At 60.7% G+C, this 15,489-nt stretch carries 14 protein-coding genes; 6 read left to right on the top strand and 8 right to left on the bottom strand.

Translation table 11 applies throughout. From position 1 onward, the window contains the following. Positions 1-60: 60 nt before the first annotated feature. The 5 genes from L6D81_RS01030 to L6D81_RS01010 form a co-directional block, all read right to left on the bottom strand. Positions 61-393, bottom strand: coding sequence for a DUF2790 domain-containing protein (locus L6D81_RS01030; protein WP_236177546.1), 333 nt, complete (start codon positions 391-393; stop codon positions 61-63). 79 nt (positions 394-472) lie between these two features. Continuing rightward, positions 473-673, bottom strand: a complete 201-nt coding sequence (locus L6D81_RS01025) for a co-regulatory protein PtrA N-terminal domain-containing protein (RefSeq protein WP_236177545.1) — start codon at positions 671-673, stop codon at positions 473-475. 134 nt (positions 674-807) lie between these two features. Then, complete coding sequence (locus L6D81_RS01020) at positions 808-3,960, bottom strand: CusA/CzcA family heavy metal efflux RND transporter (protein WP_236177544.1); 3,153 nt, start codon at positions 3,958-3,960, stop codon at positions 808-810. Between the two features lie 15 nt (positions 3,961-3,975). Next, a complete protein-coding gene (locus L6D81_RS01015) occupies positions 3,976-5,169 on the bottom strand; it encodes an efflux RND transporter periplasmic adaptor subunit (RefSeq protein ID WP_236177543.1) in 1,194 nt (397 codons plus the stop codon). Between the two features lie 49 nt (positions 5,170-5,218). Next, positions 5,219-6,466, bottom strand: a complete 1,248-nt coding sequence (locus tag L6D81_RS01010; protein WP_236177542.1) for a TolC family protein — start codon at positions 6,464-6,466, stop codon at positions 5,219-5,221. A 409-nt stretch (positions 6,467-6,875) separates the two neighbouring features. Here L6D81_RS01010 and L6D81_RS01005 point away from each other — a divergent pair, with 409 nt between their 5' ends. The 6 genes from L6D81_RS01005 (at position 6,876) to L6D81_RS00985 (ending at position 12,565) form a co-directional block, all read left to right on the top strand. Beyond that, positions 6,876-7,550, top strand: a complete 675-nt coding sequence (locus tag L6D81_RS01005) for a heavy metal response regulator transcription factor (RefSeq protein ID WP_236177541.1) — start codon at positions 6,876-6,878, stop codon at positions 7,548-7,550. Next, a complete protein-coding gene (locus tag L6D81_RS01000) occupies positions 7,547-8,956 on the top strand; it encodes a heavy metal sensor histidine kinase (protein WP_236177540.1) in 1,410 nt (469 codons plus the stop codon). Before L6D81_RS01005 ends, L6D81_RS01000 begins: the two co-directional genes overlap by 4 nt. A 384-nt stretch (positions 8,957-9,340) precedes the next feature. After that, on the top strand, positions 9,341-9,469 hold the full coding sequence (locus L6D81_RS29480) for a hypothetical protein (RefSeq protein ID WP_276574189.1): 129 nt from the start codon (positions 9,341-9,343) through the stop codon (positions 9,467-9,469). A 50-nt stretch (positions 9,470-9,519) separates the two neighbouring features. After that, positions 9,520-10,743 carry a YcaO-like family protein gene (locus L6D81_RS00995; RefSeq protein ID WP_236177539.1) on the top strand — a complete coding sequence of 408 codons (1,224 nt, stop codon included), beginning with the start codon at positions 9,520-9,522 and terminating at the stop codon, positions 10,741-10,743. Next, positions 10,740-11,690 carry a class I SAM-dependent methyltransferase gene (locus tag L6D81_RS00990; protein ID WP_236177538.1) on the top strand — a complete coding sequence of 317 codons (951 nt, stop codon included), beginning with the start codon at positions 10,740-10,742 and terminating at the stop codon, positions 11,688-11,690. Before L6D81_RS00995 ends, L6D81_RS00990 begins: the two co-directional genes overlap by 4 nt. Beyond that, entirely contained in the window at positions 11,687-12,565 is an 879-nt protein-coding gene (locus L6D81_RS00985; RefSeq protein ID WP_236177537.1) for an alpha/beta fold hydrolase, read from the top strand. The genes L6D81_RS00990 and L6D81_RS00985 overlap by 4 nt, the downstream gene beginning before the upstream one ends. Before the next feature lie 43 nt (positions 12,566-12,608). Here L6D81_RS00985 and L6D81_RS00980 read toward each other — a convergent pair whose 3' ends face one another. Genes L6D81_RS00980 through L6D81_RS00970 form a run of 3 tightly spaced genes read right to left on the bottom strand, consistent with a single transcriptional unit; the run spans position 12,609 to position 15,482 of the window. Beyond that, complete coding sequence (locus L6D81_RS00980; protein WP_236177536.1) at positions 12,609-14,351, bottom strand: ABC transporter substrate-binding protein; 1,743 nt, start codon at positions 14,349-14,351, stop codon at positions 12,609-12,611. A 47-nt stretch (positions 14,352-14,398) separates the two neighbouring features. Then, positions 14,399-14,671, bottom strand: coding sequence for a DUF2160 domain-containing protein (locus L6D81_RS00975; RefSeq protein ID WP_039767461.1), 273 nt, complete (start codon positions 14,669-14,671; stop codon positions 14,399-14,401). Positions 14,672-14,681: 10 nt separating this feature from the next. Further along, complete coding sequence (locus tag L6D81_RS00970; protein WP_007951486.1) at positions 14,682-15,482, bottom strand: carbohydrate ABC transporter permease; 801 nt, start codon at positions 15,480-15,482, stop codon at positions 14,682-14,684. Positions 15,483-15,489 lie beyond the last annotated feature (7 nt).

The raw sequence follows: 15,489 nt of genomic DNA, 5'->3' as shown, positions 1-15,489 counted from the left end.
ATGGATGAAAAAAAGCCCGACTCACTGAACATGAACCGGGCGCTTCAGCCGGAATGAGCGTCAGCCACCCTGCTGACGACAATTGCCCATTACGTTGTAAATGACCGTATTGAGCTCGCCCTTCGAGTCTTCATAAGTCATTGCAGCCGGCACGACCGCGCATTCATTTTTCGGCCGGACAACACTCACCACCTTCTTCACATCCAGCTTCATTCCGTACTCGTATTCCTTGACCACCGGCGCCGCTTTGCCCTGACTGGCCGCGTACTGCTCCATGGCTTTGGTGCTGGCGCTGAGCGCCCGGTCGAACGTTCTGTCGCCACCGCCTTCGGCCAACACATTCAAGGACATCGCCATGACAGCGGTGAACGCCAACAGCTTTAGCGTTTTCATATTCGTTTCCTTCAAAACACGACTCATAAAAAAACCCATCATCGATGCGCGATGACGGGCTCATTCATTGGCGACACGCTTACAGGTCTTGGGTCTTGTCGTCCTTCTTGTCGTTCACGACGACCGGATCACGGGCCTTTTCCTTCGCAGCAAACACCTCCATCGAGCGGTCACTGGCAGCCATCATTCTGTCGAAAGTGCGGTCGCCGCCGCCTTCGGCCAACACCAGGGAAGACATCATCAGAGCCACGGCAAACGCGCCAATCTGTGCAAGTTTCATCGTTGATTCCTCATTCAAGTCACTGACGGGATCAAGGTAACAATCCGAACCTTTCGTGACGGTGGCGCTGAAATTACATATCCGTCATGTAGAAAGGCCCGCAATCGCTGGCCTGTTGTCAGGGCCAAAAGTGCCTAGCCAGCAGTGGGCAATTCCTCGTCCCGGCGATGCGCCAGCTGATACAGCGCCGGCAGGATCAGCAACGTGAGAATGGTCGAGGACAGGATCCCGCCAATCACCACCGTCGCCAACGGTCGCTGCACCTCGGCCCCGGTGCCGGTCGCCAGAGCCATTGGAATGAAGCCCAGGGACGCCACCAACGCCGTCATCAGCACCGGGCGCAATCGCGTCAGCGCACCTTCGTGAATCGCTTCGGACAGCGAACGCCCCTCCTCCCGCAGGTTGCGAATGAACGCGATCATCACCAGCCCGTTGAGCACCGCCACACCGGACAACGCGATAAACCCGACACCCGCCGAGATCGACAACGGGATGTCCCTTAACCACAACGCCATAACCCCGCCGGTCAGCGCAAACGGAATCCCGGTGAACACCAGCAAGCCGTCCTTGAGGTTGTTGAACATCATGAACAGCAATCCGAACACCAGCAGCAACGCCACCGGCACCACGATCTGCAAGCGCTTGGCCGCCGATTGCAGTTGCTCGAACTGCCCGCCCCAGGTGGTCCAGTAACCCGCCGGCACCTGCACGTCACGCTCGATCGCCTCGCCCGCCTCGGCGACAAAAGAACCGATGTCGCGCCCACGCACGTTGGCGCTGACGATCACCAGCCGTTTGCCGTTTTCGCGGCTGACCTGATTCGGCCCCAGCACCAGATCGAGGCTGGCAACGTCCTTCAGTGCAATGAAACCGATCTGACTAGCTGCGTCACCGCCAGCCGCCGGCACTGGAATCAGCAGCGCCGACAGCCCTTCAATGTCCTTGCGCATGGCGTCGGACAACCGCACCACCATGTCGAATCGACGGTCACCTTCATACAGCGTCCCGGCCTTTTGCCCACCGACGGCCACGGCGATGGTGTCCTGCACATCGCCAACGTTGAGCCCGTAACGCGCGGCTTTGTCGCGGTCGATGTTGATGGTCAGCACCGGCAGACCGGTGGTTTGCTCGACCTTGACCTCGGACGCACCGTCGACCTTCTGCATCGCGGCGGCAATCTTCGCCGCCGTGGCGTTGAGCACGTCCATGTCATCACCGAACACCTTGACCGCCACGTCGCTGCGCACGCCGGAGATCAGCTCGTTGAAGCGCAACTGGATCGGCTGCGACAGTTCATGGTTGCTGCCCGGCAGCGTGGCCGCGGCCTGTTGCAGTTCGGCCATCAGGGTTTCGCGGGACTTGCCCGGGTCCGGCCATTGCTCTTTGGGCTTGAGCATCACGTAGCTGTCGGAGATGTTCGGCGGCATCGGATCGGAAGCGATTTCCGCGGTGCCGGTGCGGGCGAACACGCGCTCGACTTCCGGCACTTTATTGAGGATCAACGTTTCCAGCCGCCGCTGCATGTCCACCGATTGCGTCAGGCTGGTACCCGGCACGCGCAATGCCTGCAAGGCGAAATCACCTTCGCTGAGGCTCGGCACAAACTCGCTGCCCATACGACCGGTAACCACGCCACTGAGCACGATCACCCCCAACGCCGCGCCGACCGCCATCGTCCGATGGCACATGACCCAGTGCAGCGCCGGTGCATAAACGCGACGCGCGCCGCGCATCACCACGCCCTCTTCTTCCTTGACCTTGCCGGTCACGAACAGCGCAATCGCCGCCGGCACAAAGGTTACGGACAACAACATGGCGCCGAGCAACGCGATGACCACGGTGAACGCCATCGGGTGGAACATTTTCCCTTCGACACCGCTCAGGGCGAAAATTGGCAGGTACACGATCATGATGATCAGCTGGCCGAAAATCAGCGGTCGCCGCGCTTCTTTTGCCGCCGCAAACACTTCATGGAAACGCTCGGATCGCGTCAGCAGGCGCCCGTGATGCTGCTGCGCATGGGCCAGCCGGCGCAGGGTGTTTTCGACGATCACCACCGCGCCGTCGACAATGATCCCGAAGTCCAGCGCGCCGAGGCTCATCAGGTTGGCGCTGACCTTGTTGCTGAACATGCCGGTGAAGGTGAACAGCATCGACAGCGGAATCACCATCGCCGTGATCAGCGCAGCGCGGATGTTGCCGAGGAACAGAAACAGGATCGCGATCACCAGAATCGCGCCTTCGACGAGGTTCTTCTTCACCGTGGCGATGGCTTTGTCGACCAGATGCGTGCGGTCGTACACCGGCACCGCGATCACGCCCGCGGGCAAGGATTTGTTGATCTGTTCAAGCTTCGTGGCGACGGCCTGGGAAACTGTGCGACTGTTTTCGCCGATCAGCATGAACACCGTGCCGAGCACCACCTCGCGGCCATTTTCCGTGGCGGCGCCGCTGCGCAGTTCGCGGCCGATGTCCACGGTGGCGACGTTTTTGATGCGGATCGGCGTGCCGTCGACATTGGCCATGACGATGTTGGCGATGTCCTCGGTGCTCGCCACCTGGCCCGGTGCGCGAATCAGCAACTGCTCGCCGCTGCGCTCGATGTACCCGGCGCCGACGTTGGCGTTGTTGCGCTCCAGCGCCGTCACCAGATCGGTGAGGGTCAGTTTGTAGGCCGCGAGTTTTTTCGGATCGGGCGCTATCTGATATTCCTTGGCAAAACCGCCGATGGTGTTGATCTCCGCCACGCCGGGGACGTTGCGCAGTTGCGGCTTGATGATCCAGTCCTGGATCACCCGCAAGTCGGTCGGCGTGTAGGACGTGCCGTCATCTTTCAGCGCGCCCTCCTTGGTCTCGACCGTCCACAAAAAGATCTCGCCGAGCCCGGTGGAAATCGGCCCCATCACCGCTTCCACACCTTCGGGCAATTGCTCCTTGGCCGACTGCAACCGCTCGTTGACCAGTTGCCGGGCAAAGAACAGGTCGGTGCCGTCCTTGAAGATCACCGTGACCTGGGACAACCCCGAGCGCGACAGCGAGCGGGTCTGCTCCAGCGCCGGCAAACCGGCCATCGCGGTTTCAATCGGAAAGGTGATGCGCTGCTCGGTTTCCAGCGGCGAGAACCCGGCCGCGCCGGTGTTGATCTGCACCTGGACGTTGGTGATATCGGGCACGGCGTCGATCGGCAGTTTCTGATAACTGGCGATGCCGAGGCCGGCCATGAGCAGAACGGCGAGCAGCACGATGATGCGCTGCTCAATGGCAAACTGGATCAGGCGTTCGAACATGGGCGTCTTCCGCGATTAATGACTGTGCTCGGCCGAGGCTTTGCCCAGCTCCGATTTGAGGACGAAGCTGCCGGCGCTGGCCACTTGCACGCCCGGCTCCAGTCCTTGGGTGATTTCCACATGGCCGGCCGCGCGACTGCCCAGCTCCACCGCTTGCGCCTTGAAGCCGTCGTCGGTGCGGATGAACACCGTGGGTTTGTCCTCGACGGTCTGAATCGCGGTTTCCGGTACCGCAACTTGGGCCTGACGGCTGTCGGTCGCGACCCGCGCCGTGACGAACAGGCCAGGCCGCCAGGAACCCTGCGGGTTTTCCAGGGTGACGCGTACGGTCGCGGTGCGGGTCTGTTCGCCGAGCAGGCTGCCAACGTAAGCCACGGTGCCGCTGACTTCGGCGTTCAACTCTGCCGCGCTGACGGTGACGGGTTTGCCCACTTGCACCTTGTTCAGGTCCTTCGGTGAAACACCGAACGTGACCCACACCCGCGACAGATCCGAGAGCGTGAACGCCGCCGTGGTTTCATCGACCACCTCCCCTGGCGTCAGGTGTTTTTCCACCACCACACCGTCAAAAGGCGCCCGCAGTTCATAGCGATTGCCACCGGTGGCGACCACGCTGCCGCTGAGCACGCTGATCTTTTGCCGGGCATTGCTCACGGCGATTTCGGCTTCTTCCAGAGCCTGACGTGCCTGAAGGAAATCCTGCTCGGCGGAGATCTTGTCCTGCCACAGTTTCTGCTCGCGCTCGAACGTCGTACGGGCCAGGGCCAAACGACGTTGCGCAGCCGCCTGTTCGCTGCGCTGATCGGAGATCTGCTGACTGGCGATCACGGCCAGCAACTGGCCCTTCTTCACCGACTGCCCGAGATTGACCGACACCGACTCGACCACGCCCGGCACACGCGGCACCACGTGCGCGGTGCGGTCCTCGTCGAAGCGCACCTCGCCGGGGAACGACAGACCGAGGCTGAAGTTCTGCGCCTGGGCGGCGGCCAGTTGAATCCCCGCCGCCGCGATCTGCTCGGCAGTCAATTCGATGTGCCCTTCTTCGTCGTGCTCGCCGTCAGCAGCGGCGCCTTCTTCGGCGTGATCGGCGTGTTCCGCCGCTTCATCGGCATGGGCGTCGATAGACCCGTTACCGCCCCACATCGAGCCGATACCAATGCCCAACACCAAGGTCGCCGCAGCGACCACGATCAGTTTTTTTTCCATGGAAACTCCTCTGCGCCAAACCATCGCGCAGTCATCAGAATGTTGAAATTCAAGGGTGGGCGCTGAGGTCGCCGAAGATGCGTTCGATACGGACCCGGGCGTCGGTCGCCTCGCTCACCGCCTGGAGGTATTGGCTGCGAGCGGCGATCAATGTGCGCTGGGCATCGAGCACGTCGAGGAAGCCGAACTTGCCCATTTCGAAACCACGAGTGGCACTGTCGACCGCACGTTGCGCGGCGGGCAGGATGGTCTGGTCGAACGCCTGGATTTCGCCGTTGGCGGTCTGCCATTGCGCCAGCGTGGTCTGGATTTCGGTGCGCAAGCGCAGTTCGGTGGCGTTGCGCAGGTCCCGCGCCTGATCGGTACGCCGCGCCGCCGCCAGCACGTTGCCCTGATTGCGGTTGAACAACGGAATCGGCATCGACAGCCCGACAACGTTGACCCGCTCGCGCTCGGTTTCGCTGTACTGGCTGCCGATGCTGACGGTGAGATCGGGAATCCGCTGGGACTTTTCCAGCCCCAGCGACGCCTCGCGTTGATCGATCTGCAACCTGGCAAGCCGCAGCTCCGCGGTCTCGTTCAGACGCTCAAGCAAACGGGTGGGCGGCGGTACGCTGGGCAGACTTTGAGTTGCGGTCTGCACCGTGGTCGAGGTTGGCAACGGTGCGCCCATGACCTGTGCCAATTGCTGGTACGCATTGGCCTGATCACGCTCGGCGCGGCTCAATTCCAGGCGCACTTGCGAAAGCTGCACTTGCGCCCGCGTGCCTTCCACCGGCGACGACTTGCCCGCCTCGATCCGCCCCTGAGCCACACGCAAACCGTGCTCGGCGAGTTGCAGCGACTGCCGGGCCAGTTGCAAACGTTGCTGCGCGGTCTGCGCACCGTTGAACGCTTGAAGCACGTCGGCGCGCAGGGCGTTGCGCTTGCGCTCCAGTTCAATGCCGGCGGCATCCTGCGCACGGCTCGCCACCTCGATCCGCGCGCCACGCTTGCCGCCCAGCTCGATAGGCTGGCTGAGCATCACCGTGGTGGTGCGCGATTCACGCCGGGTGTCTTCGGCCTCCCACGACACCTCGGGGTTGGGGATCAGCCCGGCCTGCTTGCGGTCACCCTCGGCAATGCCGATTTCCCACTGCGCGGCGGCCAGCTCCGGGTTGCCGGCGAGAGCGGCTTGCAGGGCCTGATCAAGGGTCAAAGTCGATGCGTTGGCCAAGCTGGCACAGGCCAGCAACAAGAGGCCGCTGGCGGTTTTTTTCAGGCGTGATCGCGCCGTCAGTTCTATTAAACCGGACAATGAAAGGCTTCCTTCAATCAAGAATCGTTGATGGCGCCACGGTAGGGTTTTGAACTTATCGACAAGGTGACGTGAACATTACAAATCCGTTATCCACGGTATACCGAAGTTGTTTTGCTCTAGGATTCGAAGTTCGAATGGCTTTGCTGCAATACATCGAAACAAATGTACGTTAGTTATCTGCCGGATAGCACTTGCCGAAATTAAAGTCGTGAAAAATTTGCCATTCCACTGCGACAGGCTGTCGCGGATGGCCGATTTAAAGGGCTCAGGCGTTGACTCTGTAGCCACTACAGCCTTTACCGTGCACGCCACTCAGTTACAAAGTCCGTCAGGAAGCCCCTACAAAAAACTGCAACTTCCAGACTCACTTAGTTAAATACCCATTCATTAAAAGTGGTGAAACATCATGCGAATCCTTGTCGTCGAGGACGAGCTTAAAGCTGCCGAATACTTGCATCAGGGCCTGACCGAAAGTGGTTATATCGTTGATCACGCCGTCAATGGCGCAGATGGTTTGCACCTGGCGCAACAACAGGTTTATGACCTGATCATCCTCGATGTGAACCTGCCGGAACTCGACGGCTGGAGCGTGCTGGAACAACTGCGTCGGACCCACTCCACCCGGGTGATGATGCTCACCGCGCGCGGGCGGCTGGCGGACAAGATCCGGGGGCTGGATCTGGGCGCCGACGATTATCTGGTCAAGCCGTTCGAATTCCCCGAATTGTTGGCCCGGGTGCGCACCTTGATGCGTCGCAGCGAGAACATCCCGGTGCCGCAGGTGCTCAAGGTCGCCGATCTGGAACTCGATCCGGGCCGTCATCGGGCCTTCCGAGGGACACAGCGCATCGACCTCACCACCAAGGAATTCGCCCTGCTGCACCTGCTGATGCGCCATTGCGGCGAAGTGCTGACCCGCACCCAGATCATCTCGCTGGTGTGGGACATGAATTTCGACTGCGACACCAATGTGGTCGAAGTCTCGATCCGCCGCTTGCGGGCGAAGATCGACGACCCGTTCGACAACAAACTGATCCACACCCTGCGCGGTGTCGGCTATGTGCTGGAGGCGCGGGAATGAAGCCTGCGAGCCTGTCGCTGCGGCTGGGTCTGACGGTCAGCATTCTCGGCGCGCTGCTGGTGGTGTTCCTGGCGATCCTCGCGTACTTCGCCCTGACCCACGAGCTGAACGCGCTATCGCGCGACAGCCTGGAAAAGAAGCTGGAACAGGTCGAGCACAGCCTGACGCTGTACTTCGACACCGCGCAGATCAGCGCCAAGCCGCACATTCTGCTCGATCAGGTCATGGGGCACGACAACCTGACGCTGACCATTTATGACCTGAACAACCTGCGCACCCCGCTGCTCAAATCGGGCTCGGGCCTGACCGATCCACGGGTTGAGTTAAAGGCGGTACGGGCGACGACCGATCAGTTGACCCACACCGACAGCGCCGATGCCGAAGGCGCGAAGTTTCTCACCGTCTCCAGGCTGATTCGCCTCAAGGACGGCAGCAACGTACCGGTGCTGCTGTCGATGGATAACGCCCACGATCAGGCGCTGCTCAGCGCTTATTTGCGCTCGACGCTGGTGGCCTTGCCGTTGCTGCTGGTATTCATCGGTCTGACCGCTTGGGGCGCCGTGCAGCGAGGGCTGGCTCCGCTGCGCGAGTTTCGCAAAGTGGCGGCGCGAGTGACGACGCAGGATCTCGATCATCGGTTGTCGGTGCTGAACATGCCCCAGGAACTCAGCGAACTGGCGCAGGGCATCAACGTCATGCTCGATCGCCTGGACAGCGGCGTGCAGCAACTGTCGCAATTCTCCGATGACCTGGCCCACGAGCTGCGCACGCCGATCAACAACCTGATGGGCAAGGCCCAGGTGACGCTGTCGCGGGAGCGCTCGGTCGAGGAATACACCAACGTTCTGGTGTCCTGCACCGAAGAGCTGGAGCGGGTCGCGCGGATGGTCTCGGACATGTTGTTCCTGGCCCAGGCCAGCCAGCCTGCGGCGCACGCCTCGTTCGAGCCGATTGCCCTGGAAGAAGAGGCGTTAAGAGTGGTCGAACTGTTTTCTCTGACGGTGCAGGACAAACAGATCGATCTGAAAGTCATCGGCAGCGCTCAGGTGTCGGGGGACCGGCTGATGATTCAGCGAGCGATTTCCAATCTGCTGTCCAATGCCCTGCGCCACTGCCCGTGCGGCAAGACCGTTTCGCTGTTCATCGAACAGGCGCCGAACGAGGTGTCATTGCGGGTGAGCAATCCCGGTGCGGGCATCGAAGCCCAGCACCTGCCGTACCTGTTCGACCGTTTTTACCGGGTCGACAGCAGCCGCACCCGCTCACAGGGCAGTACCGGTCTGGGGCTGGCCATCGTGCACTCGATCATGACCCTGCATCAGGGCTCTGCCCAGGTTCAAAGCCGTCCGGGGGCGATGACGGTATTCAGTCTGGTGTTTCCCGTGATGCACCGGGAACGGCATTAAACCTTCAAGCCGTTTTGTGCGGTGTTTTCTCAAACCTCATGGGAAAAATCGCCGCACAAGTGCTCCATAGATCCGCGCAACCCCTTCAGTACGAATTTGCGTCGCCCCTGCGCCGAAACGTCTGACAGAGGCTGAAGACAGAACGCCTCAAACCGCTGGTTTTTTTCCCGTGGCTCGCCCGTTGCCACGCAGTACAGCCCCCTCAGAAACAAGCCCGCCCGATGACGCCGGCACGTCAATTCACGTTTTATCAGTACGTATTTCGACATCGCTGAAACCCGCGACTGGAAACGTCTGGACATTTTTGACCCCCCCCTCAAGGCCCTTTTAGATTCGGCTCGTGCTTGCAACAGCACTCCCAAACAACAACCAAGGAGCAACATCATGGGCTACATCGGCAGCTGGAACGCCAACCAGATCGATGAACTGGAAGAGCAGGAAGTGCCCTCGGCAGAGCAGATCGAAGCACTGCAACTGACCGAGGAAGAACAGGCGGAACTCAACGCCGAGTGACAGAACCCGTGGGGGCCTTGTGCCCCTGCGGGCTTTCCAGGAAGGGAATCATGAACAAGACAACGTTGGCCGAGCGTGAGCTCACGGCCGATCAGGCAGAACGACGTATTCATGCCGAACTTTCTCGCCTGGGCCTCACAACCCACACCCGCACCCTCGGCAGCAAAGTGGTTGCCGTTCAGGCGAGTCTTCATGGCTGCGGCAACCGTCATGCCCGTGGCTCCGGCAAGGGCTATGCGGATCAGGCGCACCTGGGCGCGCTCTATGAAGCGCTCGAGCACTATTGGACGGATGAGCTCTGTACCACCGATGTTCACCACGAAACGGAACACTATTTCAAAGACACTCCGGTGTTTGCCGATGACTCGCTTCTGCACAGGCTCACTTGCCAGCAAAACGTGCGCATCACCTGCCGGACCTATGTCTGTCCGCCGTGGCATGACCGGTTTTCCTATCCGCTGGCGCTGACTGCGCCGCACGGCTCACGTTTGCCCTCGTCACCGGGCATGGCGGACTACCGCGCCGTGCAGCGCTACGCCAGCAACAGCGGCACCGCCATTGGCGCCACGTACGACGAAGCGATGCTGCACGCCGCCAACGAATGCATCGAACGCGACGCCGTGTCGTTGTTTCTGCTCGATCATTTTTACTACCAGAACCATCCGCCACTGCGACGGGTGAGGCGTCTCTCTGAAAACGACGAACTCGGTCGTCTATGGAACGATGCCGAAGAGGAAATCGACGGCGAAATCGTGCTGGTGGATATCAGCACCGAGTTCAAGACGCGAACCTTTCTGGCGTTCACGACCAAGCCAGGCCCTCATCCTCAGGTGTTCGGCAGCGGCAGCTCCCTCGACCCGCGCCACGCGGCGCGGCGGGCGCTCACTGAGCTGGTGCAATTGCAACTCAGTGCCGGCGAACCCGAGTACCACCAGACGCTGACCAATGCACTGCGCAACCTGCAACCCTTCCCGCGTCTGCTGCGCTGTGCGCAGTTCGATACGCAGACGCTGTTGCATCGCTGCGTTCAACACGAGGTGAGACTGCCGGATTCCAGTCACGACCTGTCGGTGGCAAATCAACTTCACTTGCTGACTCAAGACCTGCGCATCCATGGCCGTACGCTGGGTGCAGCCGTCCTGCAGCGAACCGAGCTCGGCACGACCCTGCTCAACGTGGTGATCCCCGGACTGGAACGTTTCTTCGTGGTCTCCAGCGGTAACGTCGTCATCCCGCAAGCCCGGGGCCGTACCCTGGAGAGGCCAGTCGCATGAACCGACTCGATCGCAACCGGGAACTGACATTGGCCCGATCCATGCGCCATCACCTCAACGAGAATGGCGCTGTTGGCCACTTCCTCGAACCGCGTGGCAGCGGACTGCATCACGTTTTTTTCCTGCGGGTGAACGATGAACTCTGGGTTGGCCGCAAGCTCCTGCAACGTGACCGGCATTTCCGATGGCAGGCCAGCAGCGCGCTAAAGCCCGACATGTTGTTTGGCCCGCATTGCCATTCATTGTGGGGTGATGACGGCTTGTCGATCGGCTATCGGGCGGCCTCCCCCGCGGACAAAGCGCAGTTCTTCGAGTACGCCTTGCATCAGGCTGACAGCGAGATCCTGTTTCCCTTTCCACTGCTCGATGAGACAGGCCGGGAAGCGGTCTGCCCGCAAGGCTTCTGGCAATGCAACGAGTCACTGGCCAAACAGCTGAACACGGACGAACTCCACTTGCGCGAATACTGCGCCGGGCTGCTCCAGGCCATCACTGAAAAAGCCGCACTGATTTACGACCCGGCCTGTTCGACCGGCGCGTTCATCGCCCATCTGGCCCGCGCCTTGCCGGACTGTCTGTGCCTGGGCAGTGACCGTTCGGCCTCGATGATCGAACACGCCAGGCGATGGCACAGCGGAACATCCGTCGAGTTCGATGTACTGGAGGCGAGTGAGGCCTTCGATGCCGGCATCCGCTGCGATGTCTTGATCCTGCGGTTCCTCAACGCCGAAGTCATGACCCGCCGTGAGGCCCAGGCCGCCTTCGAATCGCTGATCCGTTGCGTCAAGCCCGGCGGCACGATCCTCGTCTTCGGTCACACCCCGGTGTTGATCCCGGTGACCTGGCTTGCCTCCATCCACAACCTGAAACTTGAATCCAGCGTCGCGGCGCGGCCGGGTCAAATCGAGCTGTTCCAGTTCTATCGTCTGACGGTTCAGGCGTCATGACCTTCTCCCTGCACAGCCGAGGTTATTACCCGACCGGCGACGGCCATCAACTCTATTGGGAACGCCATGGTGTTCCGGGACACGAACCGGTGTTTTTCCTCCATGGCGGTCCCGGCGGGCGTATCAGCCGTCACCACCTGCAATTCTTTGACCCGGGGCGGTTCGACATCATCCTGTTCGACCAACGGGGTTGCGGGCGCTCGACGCCCTATGGCGAACTGCGGGACAACACCACCGGGCTGTGTGTCGAAGACATCGACGCCCTGCGCCAGCATTTCGGTTTCGAAAAGATCAGTGTGCTGGGGGTGTCATGGGGCAGTTGGCTGGCGATTCAGTACCAGCAGCGTTACCCGCAGCACCTGCTGAAAACCACACTGGTTTCGGTGTTCGTACCTTTCGCCGCCAATGTCAGGGCCTACGATCAGGCACTCAATGACGGGTTGGCGCAGTCGCCTCAAATATCGCCCGGCCAACGCGCCAGGGACCTCTACCGGATCCTCGGCGAAGGCCGCCCATCGCAGCAACACCGCGCCGCCATCGAATGGCTGAATGCCGTTTTACGTCGCACAGGGCAGACCATCTGCCCCGACACCCTGGAGCGTTTCGTCGATCAGGAAGCGGTACTCGCGATCCGCCTCGAACTGCATTACCACCTGCAACACTATTTCTTCACGCCCAAGGATGAAGGCCTGACCCTCCACGACAACACCCTGCTGATCCAGGGCATCCACGACACCCATGGCATGGCCAGCGTGCGCTGGCTCAGGCAACGCATGAACATCCACTGCCGTCTGTTGCACGCCGGGCACAACGCCTTTGAAAACGCCCTCCTCAAAGCGGTGCGCCGAGCGGTGAAACGTGAAATCGAGGACTAAAAAAAACGGCACCCGAAGGTGCCGTTCCGTCCCGCAAAAGCGCTTACTTGCGTGCCGCCTCCCACGATTTGAGCAGTTCGTTGTAGCTCACGGTTTCGCCTTTCGGTTTCTCGTTGGCCAGTTTCGGTTTTGGTGCGCCCGGCTGGTCGAACCAGTATTGCGCGTCGCGCTCGGGGTTCATTTTCGGTGCGCACACCGCTTGGGCCTTGGAGCGTTCCAGGCGGGTCATGATCGCGTCCTGATCCTTGGCCAGACCGTCGAGGGCCTGTTGCGGGGTCTTCTCGCCGCTGGCGGCTTCGGCGATGTGGCTCCACCACAGTTGCGCCAGGCGTGGGTAGTCCGGCACGTTGGTGCCGGTCGGGGTCCATTGCACGCGGGCCGGGCTGCGGTAGAACTCGACCAGACCACCGAGTTTAGGCGCCAGATCGGTCATCGCTTGCGAGTTGATGTCCGACTCGCGAATCGGCGTCAGGCCGACGATGGTTTTCTTCAGCGACACGGTTTTCGAAGTCACGAACTGCGCGTACAGCCAGGCTGCGAGTTTCTGTTTCTCAGGCGTGGATTTCATGAAGGTCCACGAGCCCACGTCCTGATAACCGAGTTTCATCCCCTCTTCCCAATACGGCCCACGCGGCGACGGCGCCATGCGCCATTTCGGCGTGCCGTCGGCGTTGACCACCGGCAGGCCCGGTTTGGTCATGTCGGCGGTGAACGCGGTGTACCAGAAGATCTGCTGGGCGATGTTGCCCTGGGACGGCACCGGGCCGGATTCGGAGAAGGTCATGCCCGCCGCTTCCGGTGGCGCGTATTTCTTCAGCCAGTCGACGTATTTGGTGGTGGCGAACACTGCCGCCGGACCGTTGGTGTCGCCGCCGCGGGTCACGCTGGAGCCGACCGGGTGGCAATCCTCGACACGAATCCCCCACTCGTCCACCGGCAAACCGTTGGGAATGCCCTTGTCGCCGCCACCGGCCATGGAGAACCAGGCATCGGTGAAGCGCCAGCCCAGGGACGGGTCTTTCTTGCCGTAGTCCATGTGCCCGTAGATGCGCTTGCCGTCGATTTCCTTGACGTCTTCACTGAAGAATTTGGCAATGTCTTCATAGGCCGACCAGTTCACCGGCACGCCCAGTTCATAGCCGTACTTTTCCTTGAACTTGGCTTTCAGGTCGGCACGTTCGAACCAGTCGGCGCGGAACCAGTACAGGTTGGCGAACTGCTGGTCGGGCAACTGATAGATCTTGCCGTCCGGCGCGGTGGTGAAGGAGATGCCGATGAAGTCCTTGATGTCGAGGGTCGGCGAAGTGAAGTTCTTGCCTTCGTTGGCCATCAGGTCGGTGATCGATTCGGTCTTGCCGTAGCGAAAGTGTGTACCGATCAGGTCCGAGTCGTTGACCCAGCCGTCGTAGATGTTTTTGTCCGACTGCATCACCGTCTGCATTTTTTCCACGACGTCGCCTTCCTGCAGCAGGTCGTGGGTCAGCTTGATGCCGGTGATTTCGCTGAAGGCCTTGGCCAGCACCTTGGACTCATATTCGTGGGTGGTCAGGGTTTCCGAGACGACCTTGATGTCCATCCCGCGAAACGGCTCGGCGGCCTTGATGAACCATTTCAGTTCCTCAAGCTGCTGCTCAGGCGTCAGAGTCGACGGCTTGAATTCGCTGCCGATCCACTTTTTCGCGGCATCTTCGTAGGCGTCGGCCCAGGCGGACGCGCTCAAACCGCTGAGTGCCAGCATGGCTGCCAATGAAATGCTATGTCGCAGCTTATTTTTCTTATCGAACATAGAGACCTCCTGTTAGGTTTTCGGAGCACGATTGCCGAGCGATTCGACTAGCCCCAACGCATCACAGCCAACAGCCACACCAGGGACAACGCGGACGCTACCCAGATGCTCCAGTCGGTCACGCCGATTACCAGCAGATGCAGGTAGGCGCTGCCGAGAAGACCGATGAACAAGCGATCGCCACGGGTGGTGGCAATCGGCAGAAACCCTCGCCGCAAGATGCTCGGCGAGCGCAATTCCCAGGTGGTCATGCCCACCAGGATCAAACCAATCACGATGAAAAACGCCGCCGTCGGGACGGTCCAGCTCATCCATTCCATCATCAGTTCCTCAGACCCGGCCCAGGGCAAAGCCCTTGGCCACGTGGTTGCGAACGAACCAGATCACCAGCATGCCGGGGAGAATAGTCAACACCCCCGCCGCCGCCAGTACGCCCCAGTCAATCCCGGATGCCGACACCGTGCGCGTCATCACCGCCGCGATCGGTTTGGCGTTCACCGAGGTCAGCGTGCGTGCCAGCAGTAGCTCGACCCAGGAAAACATGAAGCAGAAAAACGCCGTCACTCCGATGCCGGAGCCGATCAACGGAATGAAGATCTTCACGAAGAACTTGGGAAAACTGTAGCCGTCGATGTAGGCAGTTTCGTCGATCTCCTTCGGCACCCCGGACATGAACCCTTCAAGAATCCAAACCGCCAGCGGCACGTTGAACAGGCAGTGCGCCAGCGCCACGGCGATGTGGGTGTCGAACAGCCCGATCGATGAATACAGCTGGAAGAACGGCAGCAGGAATACTGCCGGCGGCGCCATGCGGTTGGTCAGCAGCCAGAAGAACAGGTGCTTGTCGCCGAGAAAACGGTAGCGCGAAAACGCATAGGCCGCCGGCAGTGCCACGGTCAGAGAGATGATCGTGTTCAGACTGACGTAGTACAGCGAGTTGATATAGCCGGTGTACCAGCTCGGATCAGTGAAGATCACCTTGTAGTTCGCCAGCGTGAAATCCTGTGGGAAAAGGGTCAGTCCACCGAGGATTTCGGTGTTGCTCTTGAACGACATGTTCAGCAGCCAGTAGATCGGCACCAGCAGGAACAGGATGTAGAGCAGCAGTGGAATCAGCTTTCTTTTGCTCATGGCCGGG

Source organism: Pseudomonas sputi, from assembly GCF_021603585.1.
Taxonomy (GTDB): Bacteria; Pseudomonadota; Gammaproteobacteria; order Pseudomonadales; family Pseudomonadaceae; genus Aquipseudomonas; species Aquipseudomonas sputi.
The sequence above is the reverse complement of the archived record's forward strand: the minus strand, read 5'-3'. Positions and strand labels throughout refer to the sequence as shown.

Bases quoted from the DNA above. Each gene is read 5' to 3' on its own strand.
- L6D81_RS00970 (WP_007951486.1), bottom strand. From the start codon at position 15,482: ATGAGCAAAAGAAAGCTGATTCCACTGCTGCTCTACATCCTGTTCCTG.
- L6D81_RS01015 (WP_236177543.1), bottom strand. From the start codon at position 5,169: ATGGAAAAAAAACTGATCGTGGTCGCTGCGGCGACCTTGGTGTTGGGC.
- L6D81_RS00975 (WP_039767461.1), bottom strand. From the start codon at position 14,671: ATGGAATGGATGAGCTGGACCGTCCCGACGGCGGCGTTTTTCATCGTG.
- L6D81_RS01000 (WP_236177540.1), top strand. From the start codon at position 7,547: ATGAAGCCTGCGAGCCTGTCGCTGCGGCTGGGTCTGACGGTCAGCATT.
- L6D81_RS29480 (WP_276574189.1), top strand. From the start codon at position 9,341: ATGGGCTACATCGGCAGCTGGAACGCCAACCAGATCGATGAACTGGAA.
- L6D81_RS00985 (WP_236177537.1), top strand. From the start codon at position 11,687: ATGACCTTCTCCCTGCACAGCCGAGGTTATTACCCGACCGGCGACGGC.
- L6D81_RS00995 (WP_236177539.1), top strand. From the start codon at position 9,520: ATGAACAAGACAACGTTGGCCGAGCGTGAGCTCACGGCCGATCAGGCA.
- L6D81_RS01030 (WP_236177546.1), bottom strand. From the start codon at position 393: ATGAAAACGCTAAAGCTGTTGGCGTTCACCGCTGTCATGGCGATGTCC.
- L6D81_RS01020 (WP_236177544.1), bottom strand. From the start codon at position 3,960: ATGTTCGAACGCCTGATCCAGTTTGCCATTGAGCAGCGCATCATCGTG.
- L6D81_RS01005 (WP_236177541.1), top strand. From the start codon at position 6,876: ATGCGAATCCTTGTCGTCGAGGACGAGCTTAAAGCTGCCGAATACTTG.
- L6D81_RS00980 (WP_236177536.1), bottom strand. From the start codon at position 14,351: ATGTTCGATAAGAAAAATAAGCTGCGACATAGCATTTCATTGGCAGCC.
- L6D81_RS00990 (WP_236177538.1), top strand. From the start codon at position 10,740: ATGAACCGACTCGATCGCAACCGGGAACTGACATTGGCCCGATCCATG.
- L6D81_RS01025 (WP_236177545.1), bottom strand. From the start codon at position 673: ATGAAACTTGCACAGATTGGCGCGTTTGCCGTGGCTCTGATGATGTCT.